The sequence below is a fragment of the Lentzea sp. NPDC058436 genome (assembly GCF_042721515.1).
In the GTDB taxonomy this organism is placed as follows: Bacteria; Actinomycetota; Actinomycetes; order Mycobacteriales; family Pseudonocardiaceae; genus Lentzea.
On sequence record NZ_JBHXLF010000015.1, the window covers coordinates 25,310 to 50,925 of the forward strand.

A 25,616-nucleotide genomic window follows, 5' to 3' on the forward strand; every position below is an offset into this window, starting at 1 on the left:
TAGCTCACGCCCCCAGGTGCGTGAGAGCGTTGACGACGGACTCGGTGGTGGGCTGGTGGATCTCGCCCGCGAGTCGTCCGTCGGCGAGCAGCACCACGCGGTCCGCGTAGCTCGCGGCCACCGGGTCGTGCGTCACCATGATCACGGTCTGGCCCAGCTTGCGGACCGACATGCGCAGGAAGTCGAGGACCTCGGCGCCGCTGCGGGAGTCCAGGTTGCCGGTCGGCTCGTCCGCGAAGATGACCTCGGGACGGGCGACGAGCGCACGGGCGCACGCCACGCGCTGCTGCTGGCCACCGGACAGCTCGGTCGGGCGGTGCGTGAGGCGGTCGCGCAGGCCCAGCACGTTGACGATGGTGTCGAACCACTCCTTGTCGGGCTTGCGGCCCGCGAGTTCGAGGCCCAGCAGGATGTTCTGCTCGGCGGTCAGCGTCGGCAGCAGGTTGAACGCCTGGAACACGAAGCCGACGCGGTCGCGGCGCAGCTTGGTGAGGTCCTTGTCGTTCAGCTTGGTGATCTCGGTCTGTCCGATGTGGATCGCGCCGCTGTCCACCGTGTCCAGTCCCGCGAGGCAGTGCATCAGCGTGGACTTGCCGGAGCCGGACGGGCCCATGATCGCGGTGAAGCGGCCGGCCTGGAAGGCGACGTTGATGCCGTCGAGCGCCCGCACCGCGGTGTCACCCTTGCCGTAGACCTTCACCAGGTTGTGGGCCGCCGCGGCGGTCCGGGTCCCGACCTCGGACACCAGTGCTGACATGTCTCTTGCCTTCCTCACAGGGGATGTTCCGTGCTGAGGAAGAAGCTATGAGCAGCCTGAGTGAGCGGACATCAACTCCGCGACGCGTTGCGCATCAGCCTGAGGTATGACAACCCGCGCTACTCCAGCAGACCCCGGTCGTACGCGATCGCCACGGCCTCGGCACGCCGTGACGCCCCCAGCTTGGCCATGATCCGGGAAAGGTGCACGGAAACGGTCTTCTCGCTGATGTAGAGCTCCTCGCCGACCTCGCGGTTCGTGCGTCCCGAGGCCACCAGGCCGAGCACGTCGCGTTCGCGCGGGGTGAAGAGGTCGATCTGCTCGCGCACCGGGACGTCCGCCCTGAGGGTGACGCGGGCCCGCTTGGCGGACGCCGCGACGGCCTCGCCGAGCGGAACGGCCTTGAGCTTCGCGGCCACCTCGTCTGCCTGGCGGAGCTGGTCGGCGGCCTCGTCACGGCGGTCCGCGCCGAGCAACGCCTCCGCGAGCCGCCACCGGCTCAGCGCCTGCTCGAACAGGACCCCGTAGGCGAACTCGTCGACGGCGGCCTGCCACAGCTCTGGGTCACCGGCCCCGGTCAGCCTGGACTCCTCGGCGAGCGCACGGGCCAGCCACGCGCGGCCTTCCGGTCCCAGAACGCCGGCGCGCGGCTTGCCGTTCCGCGCGGTCAGCCGCACGTGCTCGGCGAGCTCATGTCCCGCGGCGACAGCGTTCTTCTCGGCCTCGGCGTCGCGTTTGCGGCGGGCCTTCGCGGCGATCTCCGCGTGCGCCGCGATGCCGACCGCGCCGATCCTGATCCCGGCGAGCATCCACGGGCCACCGAGCTTGCGCGCCCACGCCAGCGCGTCCGTGACGCGTTCGACGGCCAGTTCCGGACGGCCGCGCCACAACGCGAGCTCCGCGCCCGTACCGCCGGTGATCAGCGCGATCTGGATGTCGCGGTGCCAGTCGCTGCGCAGCTTCGTGATCATCCGCTCGGACTCGGCCAGGTCGCCGCGCGAGACCGTGAGGTGCGTGCTCGCCGCCGCCAGCCTGGCCAGCACGGTCGACGACACCGACATGCCGGGCGGTTCGCTGGCCCACGCCGCGTAGTCCCAGTCGCCGATGTAGTAGTGCACCAGCACCTGCAGGATGCGGATCTCCAGCCCGAACATGCTCCAGGTCAGGCCGGTCTCCTTGGCCCTGTCCCCCGCCAGGTTGAAGACGCGCGCGGCCTCGGCCAGCTCACCGCGGTCGTAGTGCATCAGGCCGTAGTAGTACCAGGCCCTCAGCTCGTTGTTGAACGCTCCGACCTCACGCGCGCACTCGATCGCGCGCTCGAAGCTGGCCTTCGCGACCTCCGGCTCGTTCGCGTGGTCGTCGAGGATCGCCAGCGTTCCCAGGCCGTCCGCGACGGCACCGGGCGCGTTCGCCGTCTGACCGTCCGCGATCGCGAGCTCGGCGGCCTCGCGCGCGGCCGCGTCCTCGCGTTGCTGGCGCAGGGAAGAAGCCTTGCCGGCGAACACACGGGCACGCGTGGGGCTGGCGTCGCGGTCCTGCACGAGAGCGAGCGCCTTGCCGACGACCAGGAAGCCCTCCTCCTCGTTGCCGTCGAGGATCGAGAGGGCCTGCGAGAGCCGCAGCCAGATCTCGGCCGCCTCCTCCGGCGTCTGCTCGGCGCTGATCGCCTTGGTGGCACTGCGGGCGAACGCCACGGCCCGTTCCGGTTGCCCCGCCGTGCCCGCGACCCAGGAGGCACGCCGCAACAGCACCGACTCGTCCACATCGGACGGACGGTCCGGCTCGGGCACCGCGTTCCACAGGTTGAGCGCCTTCTCCAGGTACCGCAACGACTCCGCGGGCGCTCCGGCGCGTTCGGCCTCCTTGGACGCCTGGATCGAGGCGGTGAGCGCCTGCGGCAGGTCGTGGCTCTCGAAGGCGTGGTGGGCCAGTGCCGCCGACGTACCGCGTTCGTCCAGCCGCTGGGCCAGGTGACGCGCGTAGGCGGCGTGCAGCCGAACCCGTTCGCCCGGCAGCAGATCACCGTAGACGGCCTCGCGGACGAGGGCGTGCCGGAAGGCGTAGACCTCGTCGTCGTTCACGACGAGCAGGTGGTGCTGGACCAGCTCGCGCAACGCCGTGTCGAACGCGATGTCCGTCATGCCCGAGACCTCGTGCAGCCGGTAGTGCCGGACCCGGCGCCCCCAGGCCGACGCGACGCGGACGACGTGCTGCGCCTCGGAACCGAGGCTCTCGACGCGGCTGAGCAGGACGTCGGCGAGCGCGGACGGCAACGACCTGGCGTCGTCGCAGGTGGCCACCGCGATGAGCTCCTCGGCGAAGAACGCGTTGCCCTCGGAGCGTTGCGCGACCTGCTGGACGACGTCGGCGGGCAGGTCGTCGGACAACGCCTCGACGAACCGGCGGGCGTCCGCGGCGTTGAACGGCGTGAGGTCCAGGCGGTCGACGGCGGACAGCCGGACCAGCTCGGACAGCAAGGGGCGCAACGGATGGCTGCGGTGCAGGTCGTCCGCGCGGTAGGTGCCGACGACCAGCAGACGCTGGGAACGCAGGCGGGACAACAGGAACGACAGCAGGTAGCGGGTCGACGCGTCGGCCCAGTGCAGGTCCTCGACGACGAGCAGCACGCGCTGCCGTTCGGAGAGATCGCTCAGCAGCCCGAGCACGGCGTCGAACAGCTGGAGCTGGCCGACGTCCTGCTCGGGCCTGCGGCCTGGGATCAGGCTCGGCGCGATCATGCCCTCGGTGCCGGGCTCGCGTGCGGCGGGCAATGCCAGCTGCGGCAGCAACATCGCGAGCGCCGGGCGGTTCAGCACGTCGGTCTTGAGCTTGCCCAGCGCCTCGGCGAACGGCAGGTACGGCAGGCCGGTCTCGCCCGCGTCGAGGCACCGTCCCGTGAGGACCAGGGTGTCCTCGGCGCTGGCGGCCAGCTCGTCGATCAGCCGGGTCTTGCCGACGCCCGCGTCACCGGCGAGGAGCACGGCCCCCGCGGTGCCCTCGCCCGCCTGGGCCAGAGCAGCGCGCAACCGGTCCAGTTCCCGATCGCGCGCGACCAGCGGAATTCCGGAACCCAGGCGCGCCACAAGGGGCATGCTGTCACACGTCATGCGTGGTTGCCGCCGAGTTTCCGAGCCGTGCGGTGGATCACCCGGCCCAGCCACGACGGCCCGGTGCCGTTCGACCGCTGCCAGTTGCACCGGGCGTTGCCACGCCGGTAGTCGATTTCCGCCTTGATCGCCTCAGGGGTCCACTCGTTCATGGACCTGAGAGTCGTCCTGAGGCCTCACCTCGGGCATCAGGCGATCACGCAGTCGTGGGCGGACGATCCCTTACCCGACCGTCACCACGCGCGCCCGAGCCAGCCGCGCCCGCACCCCGTCCGCCTCAGGCGCCCCCAGCTCGGTGAACAGCGCCAAAGCCCGCTGCCAGTGCGCCGCCGCCCCAGCCGCCCCCAGCCGTTCGAACACCGCCGCGAGCCGGTCGTGCGCCAACGCCTGGTGGTACGGCGAGACGGCGTCGCACGCCACGGCCAGCGCCGTACGGGCCGAGGACAGCGCGCCGTCCGTGTCGCCGGTCTCCAGCAGAGCCGTGGAGATGTCGGTGTGGCAGGCCGCTTCCCCGCACTGCTCGCCCACCTCGTGGTACATCGTCAGCGCCACCCGCAGCCACGGCATCGCGTCGTCGAACCGCTGGGTGCTCAGGTACAGCAGGCCGAGGTGGTGGTGGGCGTTGGCCTCGGCCCACTTCGAGCCCGCGATCCGCGAGATCTCCATGGCCTCGCGGTAGTGCTGCTCGGCCTCCTCGGCCCTGCCCAGGTCGAGCAACGTGCCGGCGACCGTCGTCAACGCGCGTGCCTGCTGGTGCACGTCCTCCTTGCGGCGGGCCACGTCCAGCGCGCCCTGCTGAGCTTGCAGGGCCTCCTCGAAGCGTTCGAACTGCAGCAACGCCACGCCCAGGTTGAACTGCATGACGAACCGGGCGTCGTCGTCGTTCAGCGCGATGGCCGCCTGCAGCGCGGCCTCGGTGAGGCGCAACGACGTCTCGCGTTCGGTCCGCAGCCACAGGTACCGCGACAACGTGTACGGCAGCTGCCACGCGTGGACGTGCCAGCCGGCGGCGGAGGCGAGCTCGGCGGCGGCGATGAGGTTCGCGCGTTCGGCGTCGAACCAGGCCGTCGCGTCCGCGGGACCGGAGATCACCGGCACGTGGACGGGCCGGTGCTCCGGCGCGACCAGGACGCTGCCGCGGTTGATCGGCAGGAGGCCGTCGGCGAGGTCCGCGCAGTGCAGGTAGTAGTCGAGCATCCGGCCGGTGGCGGCACGGCGTTCCGGTTCGGACAGCTCCCCCGCCAGGGTCTTCGTGTAGACGCGGACGATGTCGTGCGCGAAGTGCCTGCCGGGTTCGCTGACGGACAGCAGGTTCGCGGCCGTCAACGCGTCCAAAGCGCGTTGGGCCTCCAGCAGCGGCACGTCGCCCAGCGCGGCGACCACGTGCGGGGTCAGGTCGGCGCCGGGGTGCAGGCCGATGATCGCCAGCAACCGGGACGGTTCCTCGGGCAACGCACGGCGCGAGGCGTCCAGTGCGGCGCGCACGGTCCCCTCGCCGTCTTCCAAGCCGAGAGCGGCGAGACGGCCCTGTTCGTCCTGCAGTTCCTCGACCAGTTCGGCCACGCGCAGACGGGGTGACACGGCGAGACGGGCGGCCGCGATGCGCAGCGCGAGGGGTAAGCCGTCGCAGAGTTCAGCGAGTTGACGAAGGGCGTGAGCCTCCGTGTCGGACCGGCCGGCGATGCGGTCCAGCACGGCGACGGCGGCGTCCGGGTCGAGCATGTCCAGCTCGACCAGCTTCGCCTCGACCTGCGCGACGAGCCCGACCAACCGTCGGCGCGACGTCACGACGACGCACGAGGGCGCGCCCGGCAGCAACGGCAGCAGGTCGGCCGAGCCGCGGACGTTGTCGAGCATCACCAGCATCCTGCGGTCGGCCAGCAACGTGCGCAGCAACGCGGAGCGTTCGTCGACCGAGACCGGGGTGTCGCCGGCGGGAACGCCCAGCGCCCGCAGGAACCGGTTGAGCACCTCGCCGATCTCCAGCGGTTCCCTGTTCGGGTCGTAGCCGTGCACGTCGACGTAGAGCTGGCCGTCGGGGAACTCCTCGCGCACCCGGTGCGCCCAGTGCAGGGCCAGCGCGGTCTTGCCCACGCCCGCCGGACCGGTCACCAGCACCACCGGGCCGCCGGGGCCGCGCAGCAACGCGTCCATGCACGCCACCTCCGCGTCCCTGCCGACCAGCGACGCGGGTGCGCGGGGCAGCTGCGCGGGAACCGTCACCGGCGCGGGTTCGGCAGCGGTGGGCTGGACCGGCACGCGGACCGGCGCGCGTTCCGGCTCGGGGCTGTCCCCCGTCAGCACGGCCTGGTGCACGCGGCGCAGCTCGAAGCCCGGCTCGACGCCGAGCTCCTCGATCAGCACCGCGCGGGCCTCCCGGTACGCGGCCAGCGCCTCGGCCTGCCTGCCCGCCTGGACCAGCGCGCGCATCAGCAGCCCGTGGCCGCGTTCGCGCAACGGGTGCTCGGCGACCATGAACCCCAGCTGGGACAACAGCTCCGGGCCCTGCCCGATCGCGAGGCCGAGCTCGGCGCGTTCCTCCAGCACCGCCAGCCTGCGTTCGACGAGACGGCCGCGTTCGACGTCGGCGAAGAGGCCGGAGACGCCGCCGAGGGGCTCCGCGCGGAACAACGCCAGCGCGTCGTCCAGCTCCACCGCGGCTCCGGCGAGGTCACCGGCGGCGCGCAGGCGGTTCGCGAGCAGGACTTGACGTTCGAACACGTCGAGGTCGAGGGCGCCTGGCTCGACGCGCATCAGGTAGCCGTCGCCGACGGACGTCAGCAGCTCGGCCGGGGCCCTGCGCGCGCGGGTCGGTTCGAGTGCCCTGCGCAGGCCGGCCACATAGGTCTGGACCAGGTTCACGGCACTGGAGGGCACGTTGTCGCCCCAGACGGCCTCGATGATCTGCCCGCGGCTGACCGGCGTGTTGCGCGCCAGCAGCAGGACGGCGAGGACGGCACGTTGCTTCGCTGCCCCGAGATCAACCTCTTGACCTGCGCGAACGCCTCGGAGAAGGCCGAGAACCTCGAACCGCGGGGGTTCCTCGCCAGCCGTCACCGATCTGTCCTTCGCCTGTGGGCCACCGGGAGCTCGAAGATCACTTCAGTCGGGCTCCAGTCGTGCTGTAGAAGCCATTCTTACGCTTAGCGTGTCCAACCAACCACAGACCGCGAGATCAAAGGAAACCGGAGATCGCGGAGTCGGAACAGGTTGGACCGGACAGCGGAACACCCGCTGCTCCCCATGATCGACGTGGGTCGGCCGGCGTGCAAGGGGCATCCAGCCCGCGGCGGCGGAACGCCGGCCGACCCACGTCCCCCCGTGAAACGCAGAGGGCCCCGGCTGGATCATCCAGCCGGGGCCCTCTGCTTCATCTTCCGATCAGCTGACGAAAGAGCCGGTCTTCGCGGCGGCGAGGAACGTGTCCCATCCCGCGTCGCCGAACTTCAGCCGAGCCCCGTCCGCGTTCTTGCTGTCGCGAACGGCCGCGCCGCGGGCGTCGAGGGCGATCTCGACGCACTCCGGTCCACCGGCCGACGACCTGCTGCTCTTGCGCCAACGCAAGCTTTCCACTGTCTGTTCACTCCCGGTCGCTGTCACGCGAGAGTGCGAGCGATCCCGGTGATCAGGGTTTCCGATTCCCGCTGACTCAGAGCGGACTTCACGAGACGCTCGAACATCTCGGCGTAGGAATTCACGTCTGACTGTTGTTCCAGGTAGACGCCGCTTCTGGTGCTCTCGATGTACACCACGTCGGGGTCGAGCCGCTCCGGAAAGCTCAGGATGACGAACGGGCCGTCCATCGCGGCATGACCTCCGGCGCTGAACGGCACGACCTGCATCGTGACGTTCGGCAACGCACCGACTTCGAGAAGACGCGCCATCTGCACGCGCATCACCCCGGCGCCGCCGACGAGCCTGCGCAGGGCCGCCTCGTCGATCACGACGTGCAGGCGCAACGGGTCGTCCTCACTCAGCAAGGCCTGCCGGGCCTTGCGCAACCGGACGCGCCGGTCGATCTCGGCGGCGCTCGCGTCCGGCAGCACCTGGGAGATCAACGCCCTCGTGTACGCCTCGCACTGCAGCAGGCCCGGGATCATCAGCCCCTGGTAGGTCCTGATCGAGTCCGCGTCGGCCTCGTACCCCACGTAACGACCGGGCACGATGTCGCCGAACTCGTCCCACCACGCCTTGCGACGGGCTTCCCTGGCCAGCTGGACCAGTTCTTCGAGGGTGGTGGTGTCCGCACCGTAGGCGGCGAGCATGTCCCGCACGTCGCGCGGGCTCACACCCACACGGCCCGTCTCGATGCGACTGATCTTGGAGGCCGAGCACTCCAGGCGCTCGCCCACCTCCTCGATCGTCAGCCCGGCCACTTCACGCAGCCGCCGGAGCTCGCTCACGAGCCGTCGCTTGCGCAGGGTCGGACTGCTACCCCGTGGCATCCACACCTCCTGGTCGTTCCCAGTTTGAGAGCAAAGGAGCCCGTCGCAAAGAGACGTCATCCATTCGTGTACTGCAACTTGCAGATCGCAGGTTCGGCGCGACAGTCTGCATGGGTTGCTCACGCAAGGACTGGAGCTCTGAGCCTGATGGCCGTCACGGTGTTCAGCCAACTGGACAAGTCGCTGCACTCCCACCTGGCCACGCTCACCGATCTCGCCGAACGCGGCGACGACCAGACCGCCCTCGTACTCGCCAGGGTTGAGTTGCCGAGGGTGGTCGCGGTGGTGAAGGCGCTGCTCGACGAGCACCAGCCCGACGAGCACGGCCGGTGCGCCACCTGCAAGCGCGGCTGGTTCTCCAGGCGGATGCCCGCACCGTGCCGTGCCTACCTCTCGGCGCAGCTGATCCTGACCGTCGTCGGCCAGGAGACTTCGCACGGCAAGCACCTGCGCTCGGTAGGCTGAATTCCGGAACTCGATAGTTCTTCAGTTCCGTCCCGACCTGGGCCGGCTCCGCACCCCCCGACCGGAGCCGGCCCTTCTACGTCATCACCTCGCGTGACGGTGCGCGCCAAGATCAACACGGTTGGCTGAAAGATCTGTCACAGCACCGATTCCGGCCTCATCATTGAGGGCGACGCGGCCTGATCCCGCCCCACGATGCCTGTGCCGACACGGAGGTGTTCCCGTGCCGACCCCGCATGACCGCGCCGACGAGCTCGATGCCGTCCGGCCGCGCCGAATGCTGCCCTTAGAGCGCCTCTGGTGACGCGTCGCAGAACGCCACACCACTAGAGCGCACCTCCCAGCTCACCCCCTTTCCCCGCCCTGTGCACTCCGTCGCACAGGGCCATGCCGCCATTCCGCAAAGGAAAACCCGTGAACCGTCACCCCAGGTCCAACACCGGCGACCACACCCCGCACGGCCCTCCGCTGGTCCTGAAGCACGACCTGCCCGCGAGCTTCGTGCTGTTCCTCATCTCCATCCCGCTGTCGCTCGGCATCGCGCACGCCACGGGCGCGCCGCTGATGGCGGGGATCATCTCCGCGATCATCGGCGGCGTGGTCGTCGGCGCGCTCAGCGGCGCGCCGCTGCAGATCAGCGGGCCCGGCACCGGACTCGTGGTGATCGTGGCCGGGCTGGTCGCGCAGTTCGGGTGGGCCGCCACGGCGGCGATCACACTGGCCGCGGGGGTGCTGCAGGTGGCGTTGGGGCTCACCGGGATCAGCCGCCTGGTGATGTCCCTGTCCCCCGCGATCGTGCACGGCATGCTCGCGGGCATCGGCATCTCGATCGCCGCGGGGCAGCTCGTGGTGGTGCTGGGCGGCACGGCCGGGTCGACCGTGCCGGCGAACCTCGCGCTGCTGCCGGGAGAGCTCGCCGGCGCGTCGATCGGACCGGTGACCGCCGGTGCGGTGGCGATCGCGGTTCTGCTGCTGTGGCCCCGTGTTCCGCGCATCTCGGTGATCCCCGCGCCGCTGGTGGCCGTCGCCGCCGCGACCGCGCTGACGTTCGCGCTGCGCCTCGACGTCGCCAAGGTCGACCTGCCGGACAGCCACGCGCTGGTGTTCCCGGAGATGCCGCGGGGCAGTGCGGGAGCGGTGATCGCGGCGGTCGTCACGGTCGCGCTGGTGGCGAGCATGGAGTCGTTGCTGTCGGCCGTCGCCACGGACCGGCTGCACGACGGGCCGCGTGCCCGGCTGGACAAGGAGCTCGTCGCGCAGGGCACCGGCAACGTGCTCGCGGGCGCGCTCGGCGGCTTCCCGATCAGCGGTGGCCTCGCGCGCAGCTCCACGAACGTCGCGGCGGGTGCGAAGACCCGGTACGCGGCGATCCTGCAGGGCCTGTGGATCGCGGTGGCGGTGCTGGCGTTCGCCCCCGCGCTGGAGATGATCCCGCTGTCGGCGCTGGCGGGCGTGCTGTTCGTCGTCGGCCTCAAGCTCGTGTCGGTCCAGCGGATGCGAACCCTGTTGCGGCACGGGGAGTTCGTCGTCTACGCGGCGACCGCGCTCGGGGTCGTCCTCTTCGGACTGCTGGAGGGCGTGGTCGTCGGGCTCGCCATCGCGTTGCTGCGCGCCCTGTACCGGTTGACGCACTGCTCGGTGCACGTCGAGGGCGACCGGGTGTGCGTGCGGGGATCGCTGGTGTTCCTGGGGGTCGGGCGGCTCGTGCGCGAGCTGCGCCGGATGCCGCTGGGCCGGACCGTGGTGCTGGAGCTGCACGTCGACTACCTGGACCACGCGTCGTACGAGGCGATCAACGACTGGCGCGAGGGCTACGAACGGCTCGGCGGCCGGGTGCGGGTCGACGAGGTGCACGACACCTGGTACGACCGGGCGAACCAGGGCAAACCGGGGCGGCGCAAGACGTTGCCCGGTCCGTTGCCGCGCTGGTTCGCGCCGTGGTCGCACTGGCAGGGCACCCCTGGCGCGGTCACGCTGCCCGCCCAGCGGTCCTCGGTGGAAGGTGACCCGATGCTGCGCGGGATGCACGAGTTCGAGCAGCGTTCCGCGCCGCTGGTGCGGCCGTTCCTGCACGAGCTGGCGGTGCGCGGGCAGCGGCCGCAGCAGCTGTTCATCACGTGCGCGGACTCCCGCGTGGTGCCGAACCTGATCACCACGTCCGGTCCGGGTGACCTGTTCTGCGTGCGCAACATCGGCAACCTGGTGCCGATGCCGTCGGCGGACGACAGCTCGGTCGGCGCGGCGGTCGAGTACGCCGTGGAGATCCTCAACGTCAGCACCATCGTCGTGTGCGGACACTCCGACTGCGGCGCGATGAAGGCACTGGTGAAGGGCTCCGCGACGCGCGGCTCGCACCTGCACTCCTGGCTGCGCAACGCCGAACCGTCGCTGATCCGGTTCCACGCGCCGACGTCGCCCGGCTGCGCGGACCTGCCGGTGGCCGACCGGCTCGCCGTCGCGAACGTCGCGCAGCAGCTCGACAACCTGCTCGCGCACCCGAGCGTGCGGGAGGCGATCGCGGCGGGCACGCTGACGTTGAAGGGCCTGTACTTCGACATCTCGAACGCCCGCGTGTACCTGGTCGACCCGGACCGCAACGGGCTCGAACCCGTGCCGGCGCCGGCCTAGAAAACGAGGAGCCGCCCCGAAAACGCTCGGGGCGGCTCCACTTCGGACTTCTTCTAGCAGGTGCCGATCCAGGAGCACTCCACGTCGACGCGCTCCTTCGCGGGAACCGCGGTGCGGTCCTGCGCGGGAGCCTTGCGCTGCTGCGGAACGGACTGCACCTGCGGCGCCACCGCGGTACCGCCCTCCGAGGCCAGGCGCACGGCGATCCTGTCCTCGATGGCGCGCGGGCTGTTGAACAGCAGGACGTTGTTCTGCACCACCGAGAACACGAGCTCCCGGCCGGCCTGCGTGGTCACGTAGCCGGACAGGCCGGAGACGCCCGAGAGCGACCCGGTCTTGGCCTTCACGTTGCCCGCCGCCGGGGTGTTCTTCATGCGGTTGACCAGCGTGCCGTCGACACCGGCGACCGGCAGCGACGCCTGCCACGCGGCGAACCACGGCTTGGTCTTCGCCTTGACCAGCACCGAGGTGAGGTCGTCCGGCGAGAACTGGTCGAGCCGCGACATGCCGGAGCCGTCGAAGATCTCGACCGCGTTCGGGTCGACACCGAGACCGGACCACTTGGTGCTGAGCTGGTTGACGCCGTTGGTGAACGATCCACCCGCGGACTTGACCAGCACCTCGGCCAGCATGTTGTTGCTGTCCTTGAGCAACGGCACGATCAGCTCGCTGAGCTTCATCGACGTGTCGGTCGCGAGGACGGCGGCACCCGCGGGCGCCTTCTGCCTCCTGACCTCGCCGGTGACGGTGATCCCGCTGGCCTGCAAGGCTTTCTGGAACACCGACGTGACGAGCCCTGTCGGGTCCTTGACCGTCGAGAGCTTGGTCGTCTCGACCGTCGTGGACCCGCTGACGAAGATCCGGTTCGTGCCGTGCTCTCGTTCCACCACGACACCGCCGCCGCCGGTCGTCGCCGTGGACACGATCTGCACGTGGTCGTTCGCCGGTTCGGTCGTCACGACCGCCGGGGCGCCCGCCGCGGCGCCCGGCTTGACGCGCACGACGACCGTGCCCGCGCTGAACTTCGCGTCCGGCGAGAGCGTGAGGGCCGACGTCTCCGCGCTGTAGGAGAACGGCTCGTCGTCCCACGCCCAGCCACTGCCGTACGGCGTCGCGTCGAACTTGGTGTCGTCGATGAGCAACGCGCCGTTGACCGTCGTGACACCGCTGGCCTTCAACGAGTCCGCGAGCTGCTGGTAGCGCAGCCGGGACATCGTCGGGTCGCCACCGCCGCGCAGCACCAGGTCGCCGTTGAGCGTCGACCCGGACTTCGTGCCGCCCGAGACGAGCTCGGTCTTCCAGCGGTAGTCGGGACCCAGCAGGTCCAGCGCCGTCGTCGTGGTGAGCAGCTTCAGGTTCGACGCGACCTGGGAACGCCTGCTGCTCTGCCTGGTGTAGATCACTTCTCCGGAGTTGGCGTCCCGCACGACCAGGCCGACGTCCGCGCCCTTGAGCGCGTTGTCGGCCAGGATCGTGTCGAGATCAGCCGTGAGAGCCTCGTTTCCGACCGCCACGGCGCCGCCGCTGGACGTCAGGGAGAACCCTGCCGCCACAGCGACGACCGCCCCCAGAACACGAAATTTCACGCTTCCACCTCTGATCGATCACCCGACCACAACGTGTGGAAGCTACCGGGCCTGTCGGTGCGCCTGTACGTGTGCGCCCCGAAGAAGTCCCGCTGTCCCTGCACGAGCGCGGCGGGCAGTCGCTCAGAGCGAAGTCCGTCGTAGTAGGCCAAAGCGGACACGAAGCCAGGAGTCGGCACGCCGGATTCGACCGCACGGACCACAACCCTGCGCCAAGCGGCCTCCGCGTTCTGCACCGCATCGCGGAAGTAGTTGTCCACCAACAAGGACGCGATGTCCGCGTTCGCGTCGTACGCCTCGCGGATGCGGTTGAGGAACTGCGCGCGGATGATGCAGCCGCCACGCCAGATCGTCGCCATCGCGCCGAGGTCGATGTTCCAGTCGAAGTTCTTCGACGCCTCGCGCATCATGTCGAAGCCCTGCGCGTACGCGACGACCTTCGACGCGTAGAGCGCCTGGCGCACGTCGTCGACCAGGTCGGCGTCCGGCTTCGCGACGACCTCGCTGGCGCCGAACGCGTCGCGCACGGCCTTGCGCTGGTCGGTGTGGCCGGACAGGGAGCGCGCGAACACGGCCTCGGCGATACCGGTGACCGGCACGCCCAGCTCCAGCGCCTCCTGCACCGTCCAGCGGCCGGTGCCCTTCTGCTCCGCCGCGTCCTCGATGACCTGCACGAGCGGGGTGCCGTCGGCGTCGACGTGCTTGAGCACCTCGGCGGTGATCTCGACCAGGTACGACTCCAGGTCGCCCGAGTTCCACTGCGTGAAGACCTCGGAGATCTCCGCCGGCGTCTGCCCGCCGATGCGGCTCAGCAGGTCGTACGCCTCGGCGATCAGCTGCATGTCGGCGTACTCGATGCCGTTGTGGACCATCTTCACGAAGTGCCCGGCGCCGTCCGGCCCGACGTGCACGCAGCACGGCTGACCGTCCACCTTGGCCGCGATCTCCTCGAAGACCGGCCCGACGTGCTTGTAGGACTCCGCGGGACCGCCCGGCATGATGCTCGGGCCGTTGAGCGCGCCCTCCTCGCCGCCGGAGATGCCGGCGCCGACGAACAGCAGCCCCTTCTCCTTCAGCGCGGCCTCACGGCGGCGCGTGTCGTTGAAGTGCGCGTTGCCGCCGTCGATGACCATGTCGCCGGGCTCCAGCAGCCCGCTCAGCTCGTCGATGACGGCGTCGGTGGGGCCACCCGCCTTGACCATGATGATGATCTGGCGCGGCGTCTGCAGGCTGTCCACCAGGTCCTGCAGCGTCTCGGCGCCGACGAAATCGCCCTCGTGGCCGTGCTCGTCCAGCAGGGCCTTCATCTTCGCGGGGGTCCGGTTGTGCACGGCCGTTTTGAAGCCGTGGCGCGCGAGGTTGCGCGCGAGGTTGCTGCCCATGGTGGCAAGACCGGTGACCGCGATACGTGCTTTGCCTTCCGTCATGCGGACAGCCTGCCGTGTTCTTCACGTTTGCGCGAGGTGTCACAGCGTGTTCTCAGCCTCCGTTTTGGCAGGTGAACCGCGTCACGTGCCGGTACGTACGCCTAGGCGTAAGTTGGCTTCATGACGGAATTCACGAGCGTGGGACGCTCGGCGACCGACCGCGCCTCCAGGTACGGCTCGCAGCTGGTGAAGCACTTCACGCACAAGGACCTGGAAGGGTCCTGGGAGGACACGAAGGGTTTCGTGCGCTTCTCGGCCGGCCTGGCGGAGTTCGAGGCGGCGGACGACGCGCTGATCATGCGCGTCGTGGCGTCGTCCGAGGAGGACACGGCCAGGCTGCGCGACGTCGTGGAACGCCACCTCGTCCGCTTCGGAACGCGCGACGAGCTGACCGTCACGTGGGACTCAGGTAGCGAGAACTGACGCCGCCAGCCCGATGAGAGCGGTCCCACACACCCGCTCGAAGTGCGCGCGCGTCCGCGGCCTGGAGAGCAGCCTGCCCAGCTGACGCGCGCTCGGCACGACGATCACCCAGAACACCGCGAACACCCCGACCGTGACGGCGCTCAGGAGCGCGGCCTGCGGGAGGGGCGCGGCGTTCGGGTCCATCGCCTGCGGGATGAGGCTCAGGAACGTGAGCATCACCTTGGGGTTCAACAGGTCGCACAACATGCCGCGCAGGAACACGTTCTTCTGCTGCGGCTGCTCCGCGAGCGGCCTGCTGGCCGTCCTCAGCGTCATGAACCCGATGTAGGCGAGGTACGCCGCGCCGATCGCCTTGACCACGAACAACGCCGTCGGCGCCGCCGCCACGAGCGCGGACAACCCGACCGTCGCGAGCGTCCCGTGGATCAGCAGCCCGGTCAGCACGCCGAGCGCCGCCTCGACGCCCTTCCCGAGGCTCCTGACCGCGTTCCCCATGACCAGAACGAAGTCGGGACCGGGCACGACCGTGATGACCACGAGTGCCAGCAGGAACGACGTCCACGCGATGTGCATGGCGCAGATCATCTGTGCTTTGTTCGTGTGAGTTCCAGCAGGTCAGTACGATGTTCGGTTATGCGCGAACAAGCCGAACTGGATTCGGTCGACTGGCACATCCTGGAGGAGTTGCAGAACGACGCGACCCTGCCGAACCGGTCGCTGGCCGAGATCGTCGGACTCGCGCCTTCCTCGTGCCTGCAACGGGTGCGGCGGCTGCGGGACCTCGGGGTGATCACGGGCTGCCACGCGGTGGTGGATCCCGCCACCACCGGACTGCCGCTGGAGGCCGTGATCTCGGTGAACGTGCGGCCGCACACCCGTGTGGTCGTGGCCGGCTTCCGGGCGTTCGTGATGGCGCAGCCGGAGACCCGGTCGATCTTCCACGTGTCGGGGCAGGCCGACTTCCTGATCCACATCGCTGTTGCCGATTCGACGCACCTGCAGGCGTTCCTGATGGACAAGATCGCGTCGCGGACGGAGGTGCGGAACCTGACCTCGTCGGTGGTGCTGGAGCGGGTGGAGACCCGCGCGTTGACGCCGCCGGCGAACCTGCGACCGACTCACCGGCGGCGTCGCACCGACTAACGCGGGTCAGCCGCAGTCGTCGATCCGCCACACGCCGGACTCACGAACCCACGGCTCACCGCGCTGGTCCAGCTCGGCCCTGTCATAGGTGTAGGTCACGCGGGCGAGATCTCCCGCTGCCTGGTCGACCTTCAACGACCGCATCTCCTGCGGGCCGTACGTCGTCCCCGCCTGCTGGACGAGCGTCACGAAGTTCGGACGCGTGTTCCGCTCCTTGCACCGCTGCGACAGCAGGTCGTACGCCGCATCGCCGTCGCCCGCGAGGAACGCGGTCGAGTACGCGCGCACCTGCTGTTCCAAGGCCGTGTTGTCCGGCGCGGCACTGCTGCCGGCCGGCGCGCCTGACGGCGGCACCGCTACACCTGCGTGCCCTCTCCGGGTGACGGCTTGATCACGCGGATCAGCCCCTCCTGCACCACGGTCGCCACCAGCTCCCCGTCCCGCGAGAAGAACTGCCCGGTCGCCAGCCCGCGGTTCCCCGAAGCAGAGGGCGAAGCGGTGTCGTACAACAACCACTCGTCGGCCCGGAACGGCCGGTGGAACCACATCGCGTGGTCCAGCGAGGCCCCGAGAACCTTGTCCAGACCCCAATAAACGCCGTGCTTGGCCAGAACTCCGTCCAGCAGCGTCATGTCCGAGGCGTAGGTCATGACGCACAGGTGCAGCAACGGGTCGTCCGGCAGCTTGCCGTCGGCCTTCATCCACACCCGTGACGCTGCCTCGCCCGGACCGTCCTCACGCGACTCCCACGGCGGCTCGCTCACGTACCGGACGTCGATCGGGCGCGGGAAGTCGGACGTGTGCAGGCCGTAGCCCTCGGCCGCCTCGTTCCACGTCGGCAGCGACTCGGGGTCCGGCACCTCGGGCATGGCCGACGAGTGCTCGTTGCCGCGCTCCTCGATCTGGAACGAGGCGGACAGCGCGAAGATCGCCTTGCCGTGCTGCACCGCCACGACGCGGCGGGTGGTGAACGAGCGGCCGTCGCGGATGCGGTCCACCTCGTACACGATCGGCACGCGCGGGTCGCCGGGGCGGATGAAGTACGAGTGCAGCGAGTGCACCCGTCGTTCGACCGGGACGGTGCGGCCGGCGGCGACGAGGGCCTGGCCCGCTACCTGGCCACCGAAGACGCGCACCGGCGACGAGGCGGGTGACACTCCCCGGTAGATGTTCTCCTCGATGCGTTCCAGGTCGAGCAACGCGACCAGGTCGTCCACTGCGGATTGTCCACTCGAACCGGACGGGCTCGACGCGGCGGCACGGGCGGCCTCAGTCACGGCACAACTCTCCTAGCGGCTCAGGAAGTGGGCGACGAGTCCGCTGCCACGTCCCGACACGGCACCGGCCCCGCTCCCTCACACGTCCAGTATGAGGGAGCGGGGCCGGCATCACGACGTCTCAGGCTGAGAGGCGAACCACTTACGCGTGGTCGTCCTCGCCCAGCCGGTGCACGCGGATGAGGTTGGTCGAGCCGATGGTGCCGGGAGGCGAACCGGCCACGACCACCATCAGGTCACCGGCCTGGTAGCGGCCGATCTCGATCATGGCGACGTCGACCTGGCGGACCATCTCGTCCGTGGACTCCACGCGCGGCACCAGGAACGTCTCGGTGCCCCACGTCAGCGCGAGCTGCGAGCGCACCGCGGGCTCCGGCGTGAACGCCAGCAGCGGCAGGTGCGTGTGCAACCTCGCCAAACGACGGACCGTGTCGCCGGACTGCGTGAACGCGACCAGGGCCTTGGCGTTGAGGCGCTCACCGATGTCGCGGGCCGCGTACGAGATCACGCCGCGCTTGGTGCGCGGGACGTGCGTCAGCGGCGGCACGACGACCGACTCGGTCTCGACGGCCTCGATGATGCGGCCCATGGTCTGCACGGACTCGATGGCGTAGCGGCCGACCGAGGTCTCACCGGACAGCATCAGGGCGTCCGCGCCGTCGAGCACCGCGTTCGCGACGTCGGACGTCTCGGCGCGGGTCGGGCGGGAGTTCGTGATCATCGAGTCGAGCATCTGGGTCGCGACGATGACCGGCTTGGCGTTCTCGCGGGCGATCTGGATCGCGCGCTTCTGCACGAGCGGCACGTGCTCCAGCGGCAGCTCGACGCCCAGGTCACCGCGGGCGACCATGACGCCGTCGAAGGCCAGCACGATGGCCTCGAGGTTGTCCACGGCCTCCGGCTTCTCGATCTTCGCGATCACCGGGAGGCGCTTGCTGCCCGAGCGGTCCATGACCTGGTGGACCAGGTCGATGTCGGCGGGCGAGCGGACGAACGACAGTGCGATGAAGTCCACGCCCAGCGAGAGCGCGAACTCGAGGTCCTCGATGTCCTTCTCCGACAGCGCCGGCACGGAGACGTCCATGCCGGGCAGCGAGAGGCCCTTGTTGTTGCTGACGGGTCCGCCTTCGGTGACCTCGCAGACGACGTCGGAACCTTCGACGTCGACGACCACGAGGCCGACCTTGCCGTCGTCGACGAGCAGGCGGTCGCCGACCTTGGCGTCCTTCGCGAGCTCCTTGTACGTCGTCGACACGCGGTCGTGCGTGCCTTCGACGTCTTCGACGGTGACGCGGACGACGTCGCCGGTGTTCCAGTCCACGGGACCCGCGGCGAAACGGCCGAGGCGGATCTTGGGGCCCTGGAGGTCGGCGAGGATGCCCACGGCGCGGCCGGACTCGTCGGCTGCGGCGCGGACCATGTCGTAGACCTGCTTGTGGTCGGCATGGCTGCCGTGGCTGAAGTTCATCCTGGCCACGTCCATACCGGCCGCTACCAGGTCGCGGACCTTGTCCGGCGTGCCAGTGGCGGGACCGAGGGTACAGACGATCTTTGCGCGTCGACTCACGTCTAGAGAGAGTAGACCCCGTTCCTGGACCGATCCCGAACTACTCCTGGGTAATGTTTCGACAATGGGTCGAGTGCTGCCATTCGTAATCGCGGGGTTGCTCAGCGTCATCGTGCTGTTCACCCCCGAGTCAGGTGTGCCGAGCTCCCCGCCGGGTACGGACAAGGTCGTTCACACCCTGCTGTTCGCGCTCCTCGCGTTCACCGGCCTGTACGCGAAACTTCCTCGCATTTTGCTGTGGCTGGTGGTTTACGCAGGCGTTTCGGAGGTGTTGCAGCAGTTGATCACGCCGTTGCACCGCAGCGGTGACGTGCTCGACGCCCTGGTGGACGTGCTCGGGATCGGCCTCGGCTGGGCTATCGCCGCGGCTGTTCGCTCACGCCGACGTGGTCCTCGCACCACGCGTTGAAGTCCTTGAGCTGCCTCCACGACTTGCGCACCCTGTCGAGACAGCCCGGCTCGTGCAGCACGTCGTCCGGCTCCCAGACCTTGCGCACGTAGATCGACCGGTGCTTGAGCAGGTCGAGGTGCGGGTGGTCGTCCGCGAACCCGCGCGGCTTGGACTTCATCACGTCACCGGCGACCGTCCAGCCCTGCTTGACCAGCTTGTCCACGATCTTGCGCAGCAAGATCCCATGCGCGTCGACCGAGGCGCGGTAGCGCGCCAGCTGGTCTGACTGCATGTGGAACGAGCCGCCGCCGGTCATCAGGCCCTCGGGGCTGAGCTGCACGTAGTACGCGCCGCCACCGCGACCCTTCTCGATCACGCCGCCGCAGTGGTCCTTGTACGGCGTCTTGTCCTTGGCGAACCGCACGTCGCGGTACGGGCGGAAGACCTTGCCCTCGCCGAACTCCTTCTCCATCGCGAGCAGCAGCGCCTCCATCGGGGCGCGCACGTCGCGCAGGTAGGTCTCCTTGTTGTCGTCCCAGTACGCCTTCGAGTTGTCCAGAACCAGGCCGTCGTAGAAGTCGATGGCGTACTCGCCAAAACCGTCGAACGTCACCGAGTCAGCCTAGGCCGATCGCCCATGTGCGTGAAAATTCGTTTGAGGACACACAACCGGGGCCATAATCCGACGAATGCCACGCCGTATCAACGCGCTCGCGACCTGGCTCCTCCAACTTGGGCCGGACGAGGTGGCCGCGGTGCTCGTGCACCGCCGAGACGTCGCCGACCGCTACATCCGCACGCTGAAGGACCTCGCGACGCAACTCACCGACTCCGACTCGGTGCACGCGGCCGAGGACACGCTGGACCAGGGCGCGCTCGACGTGCTCGGCGCGATCGTCGCGCAGGGCAACGCCGGGACCATCGACACGGTGTGCGCCGAGCTGAGGTGCTCGGTCGGCGACTTCGAACGGGCGCTCGGCGAGCTCAAGCGGCGGGCGCTGGCCTGGCCGGAGGGTCCGAAGCTGGCCGCGGTGAACTCGGTGCGGGCGACCGGCGCGGTGCAGGGCCAGCTGACGTTGCGGCCGAGGACACCGCGGAAGCGCAAGGCGTCCGAGACCTCGCCGATCGTGGCCGCGATGTCCACTGTGGACGGGGTGGCGCGTTTGCTGGCGCATTGTGAGCAGGACACGTTCGACGCCCGGTACACCGGCGGCGTGGCGACCGTGGAGATCCGGCGGGTCGCGCGGGCGCTGCGGGTCCCGGACGGCGTGCTGCGGCTGTGGCTGGAGCTCGCGGCCGAGGCGCAACTCGTCGGTGTCGAACGCTCCCGGCTGCTGCCGACCAGGCACGGTGACGCGTGGCTCGACTCGCAACCGGGACCGCGGCTCGCGGCGCTGACCGGGGCGTGGCGGCGGATGGACTGGCGCCCGGAACCGGACCAGGCGCGGGCGGCGTTGCGCGACTACACCGGTGCCGCCGGGCTCGAACTGCGGCGCAGCGCGCTGGAGCGGTTCTCGGCGCAGGAGGCGTTCACCGACATCACCGAACTGGTCGAGGACCTGGCCTGGGAACGCCCCGCGGTGCACGACCTGCGGGCCACGGCCGCTGTGGTCGGTGAGATGGAATCACTGGGGCTCGTGGCGGGTGGCGCGCTCACGCCGTTAGGTGTGGCGGTCCTCCAGGACGGGGACGTCGAGGCGGCCGCCGGCGAGCTGATGCCCCCGGCGACGGAGAAGGCGGCGTTCCAGACGGACATGACGGCGGTGGTGAACGGGCTGCCGTCGCCGGAGCTGAGCGCGACGCTGAACCTGGTGGCGGACCTGGAGGACAACGACGCGGCACGGGTGTGGCGGCTGTCGGCGGGGTCGGTGCGGCGCGCGCTCGACTCGGGGCTGTCCGCCGACGAGGTGCTCGCGAGGCTGTCCGCGGTCTCGGACGTCGCGTTGCCGCAGGTGATCGGCTACCAGGTGCGGGACGTGGCGCGCCGGCACGGCCAGCTCACGGTGACGGACGTGGCGAGCTGCGTGCGGGCGTCGGATCCCTCGCTGTTGCAGGAGATCGTGAAGTCCAAGCGACTGGGGTCGTTGAAGCTGCGGTTCCTCGCGCCGACGGTGCTGGCGTCGGACCGGCCGATGGCGGAGACCCTCGTGGCACTGCGCCGGTGCGGGTACGCGCCGACCGGGCTGGACGCGGGCGAGAAGTCCATTGTGGAGAGTGTGGAGCGGCTGCGTGCCCCCGCCCGCGGCGAACGCAGGCCGGAGCGCTGGTGGCGGACCGAGATGGACGACCTGGAGCTGACCCAGCTCGCGGTCCGGCTGGTGGAGCAGGAACGGCCGAGCGTCGGGCGCGGCACACCGCGGGCCAACGCGGCGCGGATGCTGCGCGACCAGAACGTCTTCCTGCGCGACGAGGAGGTGCTGCTGCTGTCGTCCGCGCTGGTCGACGGCAGTCGCGTGGAGATCAAGTACGCGACCGGCCCGCGCAGGACGGAGACGCACGTGATCGTGCCGACCAAGCACCTCGAAGGCGTGGTGAGCGCGGACTGCGAGGACGGCACGAGCAGGGAGTTCGACATCGGCCACGTGCGCAAGGTCGCCCTGCCCGACCTCGAACAGCACGGATGAACAGCTGGTGAAGTCCGTCCCCCTCCGGTGATCACGTGCGAATACTGGAGGTGTGGCCGACCCGTTTTCCGCCGGACTGCTGATGGTGCTGGAGACCGTGCTCGAGCGCGTGCTGCTCGGTCTGTTCGAGGTCGTGCACAAGGGCGCCAAGGACAAGAAGCGTCAGCGCGAGCTGACCAGGCCCGGGCCGCTGGTCGAGCGGGTCAGCGCGGAGCTCGCGCGCGGTGAGCTGAGCACCGTCGAGGAGCACGAGTGGCAGGCCGCCGTGGACGCGGTGCGCGAGTCGATCGAGGCCTCGCTGCCGTTGCGCCCGGAAGAGGCGCTCAAGGTCATGCTGACGCCCGAGTCGTTGCGGGCCCACGTGCTGTCGCGGTCGGAGGCGATCCGGCGGGCGGCGGGGCTCTCCGGCCCGGCGACGGCGGTCTACGACGCGTTGCTGCTGCGGGTGTGCGTCGCGGTCGTCGAACTGGTGTGGTCGCAGCCGGAGTACGCGCGGCGGCTCGCGGTGGAGATGTTCCGGATGGGCCGGGCGACCGCCGACGCCGTCGCACGGCTCGCGGACCAGCAACAACTCGCGCTGACGGCGTCGCACCGGGACTTCGAGGACCGCTACGCCGACCAGGTCGCACACGCGCTGGGCGGGCTGGAGCTGTTCGGCGTGTCGCGCGGACGGGCGCCGCGCAGGCACTCGTTCGACTCGTCGTACGTCTCGCTGGCGGTGGCGCGGGTCGGGGACACCGACGAACTGACCGGGGCGGGACTGCCGGTCGCGTCGGCGCTCGCGGACACGCCCCGCGTGCTCATCCGGGGCGGCGCGGGCGCGGGCAAGACGACGTTCCTGCGCTGGCTCGCGATGAACGCGCTGGGTCAGGCGCGGACCTCGGGCGACGAGTGGCTCGGGCTCGTGCCGTTCTTCGTGCCGCTGCGGCAGTACCCGACGCTGCCGAAGCCGGAGGAGTTCATCTCGACGACCGCCTCGATGATCGAGGAGGAGAAGCCGTCGGGGTGGGTCACCGCGCGGCTCAAGGAAGGTCGCGCGCTGGTCCTGGTCGACGGCGTGGACGAGCTGGTGTGGGAGCGGAGGGCCGAGGCCCGGCTGTGGCTGGAGAAGCTGGTCACCGCCTATCCCGACGCCCGCTACGCGATCACGACCCGTCCGGCGGCGGTGCCGGAGGACTGGCTGGAGGACCTGGACTTCGCCGCGTTCGACCTGTTGCCGTTGAGCGACAAGGGTGTTCGCGACTTCGTGGAGGCCTGGCACACCGCCGCCCGCGACGAGCCCGGGATCTCCCGTGACGCGCGGGTGTGGCTGACCGACTGCGAGGCGCGGCTGGTGGCGACCCTCGCGAAACGTCCCGACCTGCGGCGGCTGGCGTCGAGCCCGTTGCTCGCGGGGTTGTTGTGCGCGTTGCACCAGGACCGGAACATGCACCTGCCGCGCGACCGCCGGTCGTTGTACGAGGCGGCGCTGGACCTGCTGCTGGTGCGGTGGGACGAGGACCGCGGGCTCGCGCTGCCGTCGTTCTCGAAGGAGGAGCAGCTCGTTCTGCTGCAACGGTTCGCGTACTCGCTGGTGCGCAACCGGGAGCTGATGGTGCCGCGCGAGGAGGCCGTGCACCGGCTCGGCAACGCGATGCGCGGGCTGCGGTCGCACGACATCGACCCGGACGACGCGATGCAGCGGCTGCTCGAACGGGCCGGGCTGCTGCGCGAGGTGTCGTCGGAACGCGTGCAGTTCGTGCACCGGACGTTCCGGGACTACCTGGCCGCCAAGGAGGTCGTGGACGCCGGCGACCTGAACCTGTTGGTGGACAGGGCACATCTCGACGAGTGGCACGACGTCGTGGTGATGGCCGTCGCGCACGCCCGTCCCCGCGAACGGGCCCGCGTGCTGATGGACCTGCTGGCGGGCAACGACGACACGCGCAAGGACGAACGCGGCCGCGACAAGCTGCGGCTGCTCGCGCTGGCGTGCCTCGACCAGGCCGACGTGATCGAACCGGAGACCGCACGCGCCCAGGTGACGGCCGCGGCAGCCGCGCTGATCCCGCCGACGAGCTTCGCGCACGCCGACGCGTTGTCCGAGGCCGGGTCGTTCGTGGTGGACCTGCTCCCCGGCCCCGAGGCCTCCGACGAGGCGGCGTACATCGTGCGGACGCTGGCCAACATCGGCGGCGAGGGCGCGTGGGAGCGGATCGCGGAGTTCGTGGACGTCGACCACACCATGGTCATCGACGAGCTGCTGCGGGCGTGGCGCAACACCCCGGACGCGGAGCAGTACGCCAGGTCCGTGCTGTCCAAAGTGGACTTCGGCGACCGGCGGGTGGACGTCCGCGGCTGGCACCGGATCCAGTTCATCATGCACCTGGAGAAGCTGCGGTACGTGCGGTGCATCGGCAACATCAACCCGCTCGACCCGCTGGCCGCCATGCCGTCGCTGCACCGGCTGGAGCTGTGGCAGAACGAGGTCATGCGCGACCTCTCGCCACTGGGCCTGTCGCGGTCACTGAAGGAGCTGCACCTGAGCCGGTGCCGTCCGCTCGGCCGGATCGACCTGGCGCCGGTGAGGGACCTCGACGAGCTGCACCTGCACTTCAGCCGGGTGGACCTGGCGTCACTGGAGGGCGGCACCCTGCGACGACTGCAGATCCGTGACGCGGCCACCGACGAGGGGCTCTCCTCGTTGCCCGCACTGCCCGCGTTGCGCGAACTGGCGATCGACCACCGCCCGCCCTACCCGCTGGCGGGGCTGCAGCGGTGGCCGACCATCACGACGCTGGAGGTGTTCGGGGTGCCGGCGGCGGACGACCTGCGCGTGCTGCCGGCGCTGGAACACCTGGTGGTGCACCAGCCGGAGTCGTTGCCCCGGCTGGAAGAAATGCGTCAGGCGTTGCCAGGTCTGACGATCACCACCTGATGTCCGCCAGGCTGTCCAGCGGCCTGCGCTCGGTCTCCTCCAGCAGCTGCACCGACGCCGTGTCCGCCGTGTGCAGCTCGGCAGGGAACGTCAAGCTCAGCCGCTTCTCCAGCTCGCCCAGCGACACCTGGAACACCCGGAACTCGTCCAGGTCCAGGGCCTCGGCCAGGACGATGTTCTGGGTGAGCAGGAACGCGCTGCACCGCAGCTCTCCGTCCACCACGAACGCGATCGCCTTGTAGAACTCACGCGGGATCGGCACGCCGCGGAACACCCTGTCGTCGGCGTTGAAGACCGGACCGCCGTAGACGCTGACCTTGAGGTTGTCGACGTCGACGTCCGCGAGCACGGCGTCCTCCAGCCGCCCCCAGAGCCCTTCCTTGGTGCTCTGGTTGAAGTCGTCCATCTGCGGCGTGATGTTCGTGAAGAAGAACGAGTCCTTGTTCGCCTTCTGCGCCTCGGCCTTCGGGCCCCAGCACAGGTCGGCGCGGCGGGCGAGGTGGCCGCGGTCGAGCCTGTTGTCGCGGTAGAGCTCGTCGCCGGTCTGGAACTCGGCCGGGACCCGCGGGTCCTTGACGAACGGGATGTTGCTGCGGCTCAACGCCTTCAGCTCGCCACCGTCCACGTTCCACGCGACCCAGCTCGCGAACTTGCGGGACTTGCTCATCGCGAGCGAGAAGTGCGTGTAGTCGATCGTGGTCTCGCCGTCGAGCTCCACCGCGTCGGCCGCGCCCGACTCGGTCAGGACCGGGATGCCGGCTGTGGTGCCGAGGAACTTCGCGTCAAACCCTGCGCTGGTCATGTGTCGCCCCCTACTGGTTCACCTGCAGGGTCGACTTCTCCCACAGGGCCGTTA

The 25,616-nt window shown here is 70.0% G+C and carries 21 protein-coding genes; 7 read left to right on the plus strand and 14 right to left on the minus strand.

All coding sequences use genetic code 11. The annotated features are described in order from the left end of the window. Positions 1-4: 4 nt before the first annotated feature. The 6 genes from ACFWN2_RS34475 to ACFWN2_RS34500 all read right to left on the minus strand — a co-directional run bounded on the left by ACFWN2_RS34475 (position 5) and on the right by ACFWN2_RS34500 (position 8,309). Positions 5-757: an ABC transporter ATP-binding protein gene (locus ACFWN2_RS34475; protein WP_329789774.1), complete on the minus strand. Its 753-nt coding sequence runs from the start codon at positions 755-757 to the stop codon at positions 5-7. A gap of 119 nt (positions 758-876) precedes the next feature. Continuing rightward, on the minus strand, positions 877-3,849 hold the full coding sequence (locus ACFWN2_RS34480) for a helix-turn-helix transcriptional regulator (RefSeq protein ID WP_382434641.1): 2,973 nt from the start codon (positions 3,847-3,849) through the stop codon (positions 877-879). A gap of 11 nt (positions 3,850-3,860) precedes the next feature. Continuing rightward, on the minus strand, positions 3,861-4,016 hold the full coding sequence (locus tag ACFWN2_RS34485; protein ID WP_382434643.1) for a hypothetical protein: 156 nt from the start codon (positions 4,014-4,016) through the stop codon (positions 3,861-3,863). 70 nt (positions 4,017-4,086) lie between these two features. Next, entirely contained in the window at positions 4,087-6,921 is a 2,835-nt protein-coding gene (locus ACFWN2_RS34490; protein WP_382434645.1) for a BTAD domain-containing putative transcriptional regulator, read from the minus strand. Positions 6,922-7,245: 324 nt separating this feature from the next. Next, positions 7,246-7,428: a DUF397 domain-containing protein gene (locus tag ACFWN2_RS34495; protein WP_382434647.1), complete on the minus strand. Its 183-nt coding sequence runs from the start codon at positions 7,426-7,428 to the stop codon at positions 7,246-7,248. A 32-nt stretch (positions 7,429-7,460) separates the two neighbouring features. Further along, positions 7,461-8,309: a helix-turn-helix domain-containing protein gene (locus ACFWN2_RS34500; protein WP_382434649.1), complete on the minus strand. Its 849-nt coding sequence runs from the start codon at positions 8,307-8,309 to the stop codon at positions 7,461-7,463. Between the two features lie 147 nt (positions 8,310-8,456). Here ACFWN2_RS34500 and ACFWN2_RS34505 point away from each other — a divergent pair, with 147 nt between their 5' ends. Both ACFWN2_RS34505 and ACFWN2_RS34510 read left to right on the plus strand, forming a co-directional pair. Then, on the plus strand, positions 8,457-8,774 hold the full coding sequence (locus ACFWN2_RS34505; RefSeq protein WP_089917134.1) for a hypothetical protein: 318 nt from the start codon (positions 8,457-8,459) through the stop codon (positions 8,772-8,774). Between the two features lie 414 nt (positions 8,775-9,188). Beyond that, positions 9,189-11,402, plus strand: a complete 2,214-nt coding sequence (locus ACFWN2_RS34510) for a SulP family inorganic anion transporter (RefSeq protein ID WP_382434651.1) — start codon at positions 9,189-9,191, stop codon at positions 11,400-11,402. A gap of 53 nt (positions 11,403-11,455) precedes the next feature. On the opposite strand, the gene dacB is transcribed toward ACFWN2_RS34510, so the two are convergent. Beyond that, a complete protein-coding gene (gene dacB / locus ACFWN2_RS34515; RefSeq protein WP_382434652.1) occupies positions 11,456-12,988 on the minus strand; it encodes a D-alanyl-D-alanine carboxypeptidase/D-alanyl-D-alanine-endopeptidase in 1,533 nt (510 codons plus the stop codon). After that, complete coding sequence (gene gndA, locus ACFWN2_RS34520; protein ID WP_382434654.1) at positions 12,985-14,415, minus strand: NADP-dependent phosphogluconate dehydrogenase; 1,431 nt, start codon at positions 14,413-14,415, stop codon at positions 12,985-12,987. The genes dacB and gndA overlap by 4 nt, the downstream gene beginning before the upstream one ends. Before the next feature lie 120 nt (positions 14,416-14,535). On the opposite strand from gndA, the gene ACFWN2_RS34525 reads away from it, so the two are divergent. Further along, complete coding sequence (locus ACFWN2_RS34525; protein WP_382434656.1) at positions 14,536-14,838, plus strand: DUF2218 domain-containing protein; 303 nt, start codon at positions 14,536-14,538, stop codon at positions 14,836-14,838. Here ACFWN2_RS34525 and ACFWN2_RS34530 read toward each other — a convergent pair. Next, positions 14,821-15,414 carry a LysE family translocator gene (locus ACFWN2_RS34530; protein WP_382434658.1) on the minus strand — a complete coding sequence of 198 codons (594 nt, stop codon included), beginning with the start codon at positions 15,412-15,414 and terminating at the stop codon, positions 14,821-14,823. The two genes, ACFWN2_RS34525 and ACFWN2_RS34530, sit on opposite strands and share 18 nt — an antisense overlap. Positions 15,415-15,474: 60 nt before the next feature. On the opposite strand from ACFWN2_RS34530, the gene ACFWN2_RS34535 reads away from it, so the two are divergent. Beyond that, positions 15,475-15,984 carry an Lrp/AsnC family transcriptional regulator gene (locus ACFWN2_RS34535; protein WP_382434660.1) on the plus strand — a complete coding sequence of 170 codons (510 nt, stop codon included), beginning with the start codon at positions 15,475-15,477 and terminating at the stop codon, positions 15,982-15,984. Positions 15,985-15,990: 6 nt separating this feature from the next. Here ACFWN2_RS34535 and ACFWN2_RS34540 read toward each other — a convergent pair whose 3' ends face one another. The 3 genes from ACFWN2_RS34540 to pyk form a co-directional block, all read right to left on the minus strand. Beyond that, the gene (locus ACFWN2_RS34540) at positions 15,991-16,338 is read right to left on the minus strand and encodes a nuclear transport factor 2 family protein (protein WP_382434662.1); all 348 of its coding nucleotides are present in this window, start codon (positions 16,336-16,338) and stop codon (positions 15,991-15,993) included. Between the two features lie 2 nt (positions 16,339-16,340). Next, on the minus strand, positions 16,341-17,261 hold the full coding sequence (tesB, locus tag ACFWN2_RS34545; RefSeq protein ID WP_382434664.1) for an acyl-CoA thioesterase II: 921 nt from the start codon (positions 17,259-17,261) through the stop codon (positions 16,341-16,343). Positions 17,262-17,403: 142 nt separating this feature from the next. Further along, complete coding sequence (gene pyk / locus ACFWN2_RS34550) at positions 17,404-18,828, minus strand: pyruvate kinase (protein ID WP_089917150.1); 1,425 nt, start codon at positions 18,826-18,828, stop codon at positions 17,404-17,406. 64 nt (positions 18,829-18,892) lie between these two features. Between pyk and ACFWN2_RS34555 the strand changes: the two genes are divergently transcribed. Continuing rightward, positions 18,893-19,237, plus strand: a complete 345-nt coding sequence (locus ACFWN2_RS34555; RefSeq protein ID WP_382434666.1) for a VanZ family protein — start codon at positions 18,893-18,895, stop codon at positions 19,235-19,237. Here the strand turns inward: ACFWN2_RS34555 and ACFWN2_RS34560 are convergent. Beyond that, positions 19,185-19,832, minus strand: coding sequence for a DUF2461 domain-containing protein (locus ACFWN2_RS34560; protein ID WP_382434668.1), 648 nt, complete (start codon positions 19,830-19,832; stop codon positions 19,185-19,187). The genes ACFWN2_RS34555 and ACFWN2_RS34560 overlap by 53 nt on opposite strands. A gap of 76 nt (positions 19,833-19,908) precedes the next feature. On the opposite strand from ACFWN2_RS34560, the gene ACFWN2_RS34565 reads away from it, so the two are divergent. Both ACFWN2_RS34565 and ACFWN2_RS34570 read left to right on the plus strand, forming a co-directional pair. Further along, positions 19,909-21,843: a helicase-associated domain-containing protein gene (locus ACFWN2_RS34565; protein ID WP_382434670.1), complete on the plus strand. Its 1,935-nt coding sequence runs from the start codon at positions 19,909-19,911 to the stop codon at positions 21,841-21,843. A 52-nt stretch (positions 21,844-21,895) separates the two neighbouring features. Then, entirely contained in the window at positions 21,896-24,760 is a 2,865-nt protein-coding gene (locus ACFWN2_RS34570; RefSeq protein WP_382434671.1) for an NACHT domain-containing protein, read from the plus strand. On the opposite strand, the gene ACFWN2_RS34575 is transcribed toward ACFWN2_RS34570, so the two are convergent. Then, positions 24,750-25,562: a DNA/RNA non-specific endonuclease gene (locus ACFWN2_RS34575; RefSeq protein ID WP_382434673.1), complete on the minus strand. Its 813-nt coding sequence runs from the start codon at positions 25,560-25,562 to the stop codon at positions 24,750-24,752. The two genes, ACFWN2_RS34570 and ACFWN2_RS34575, sit on opposite strands and share 11 nt — an antisense overlap. Between the last annotated feature and the right edge of the window lie 54 nt (positions 25,563-25,616).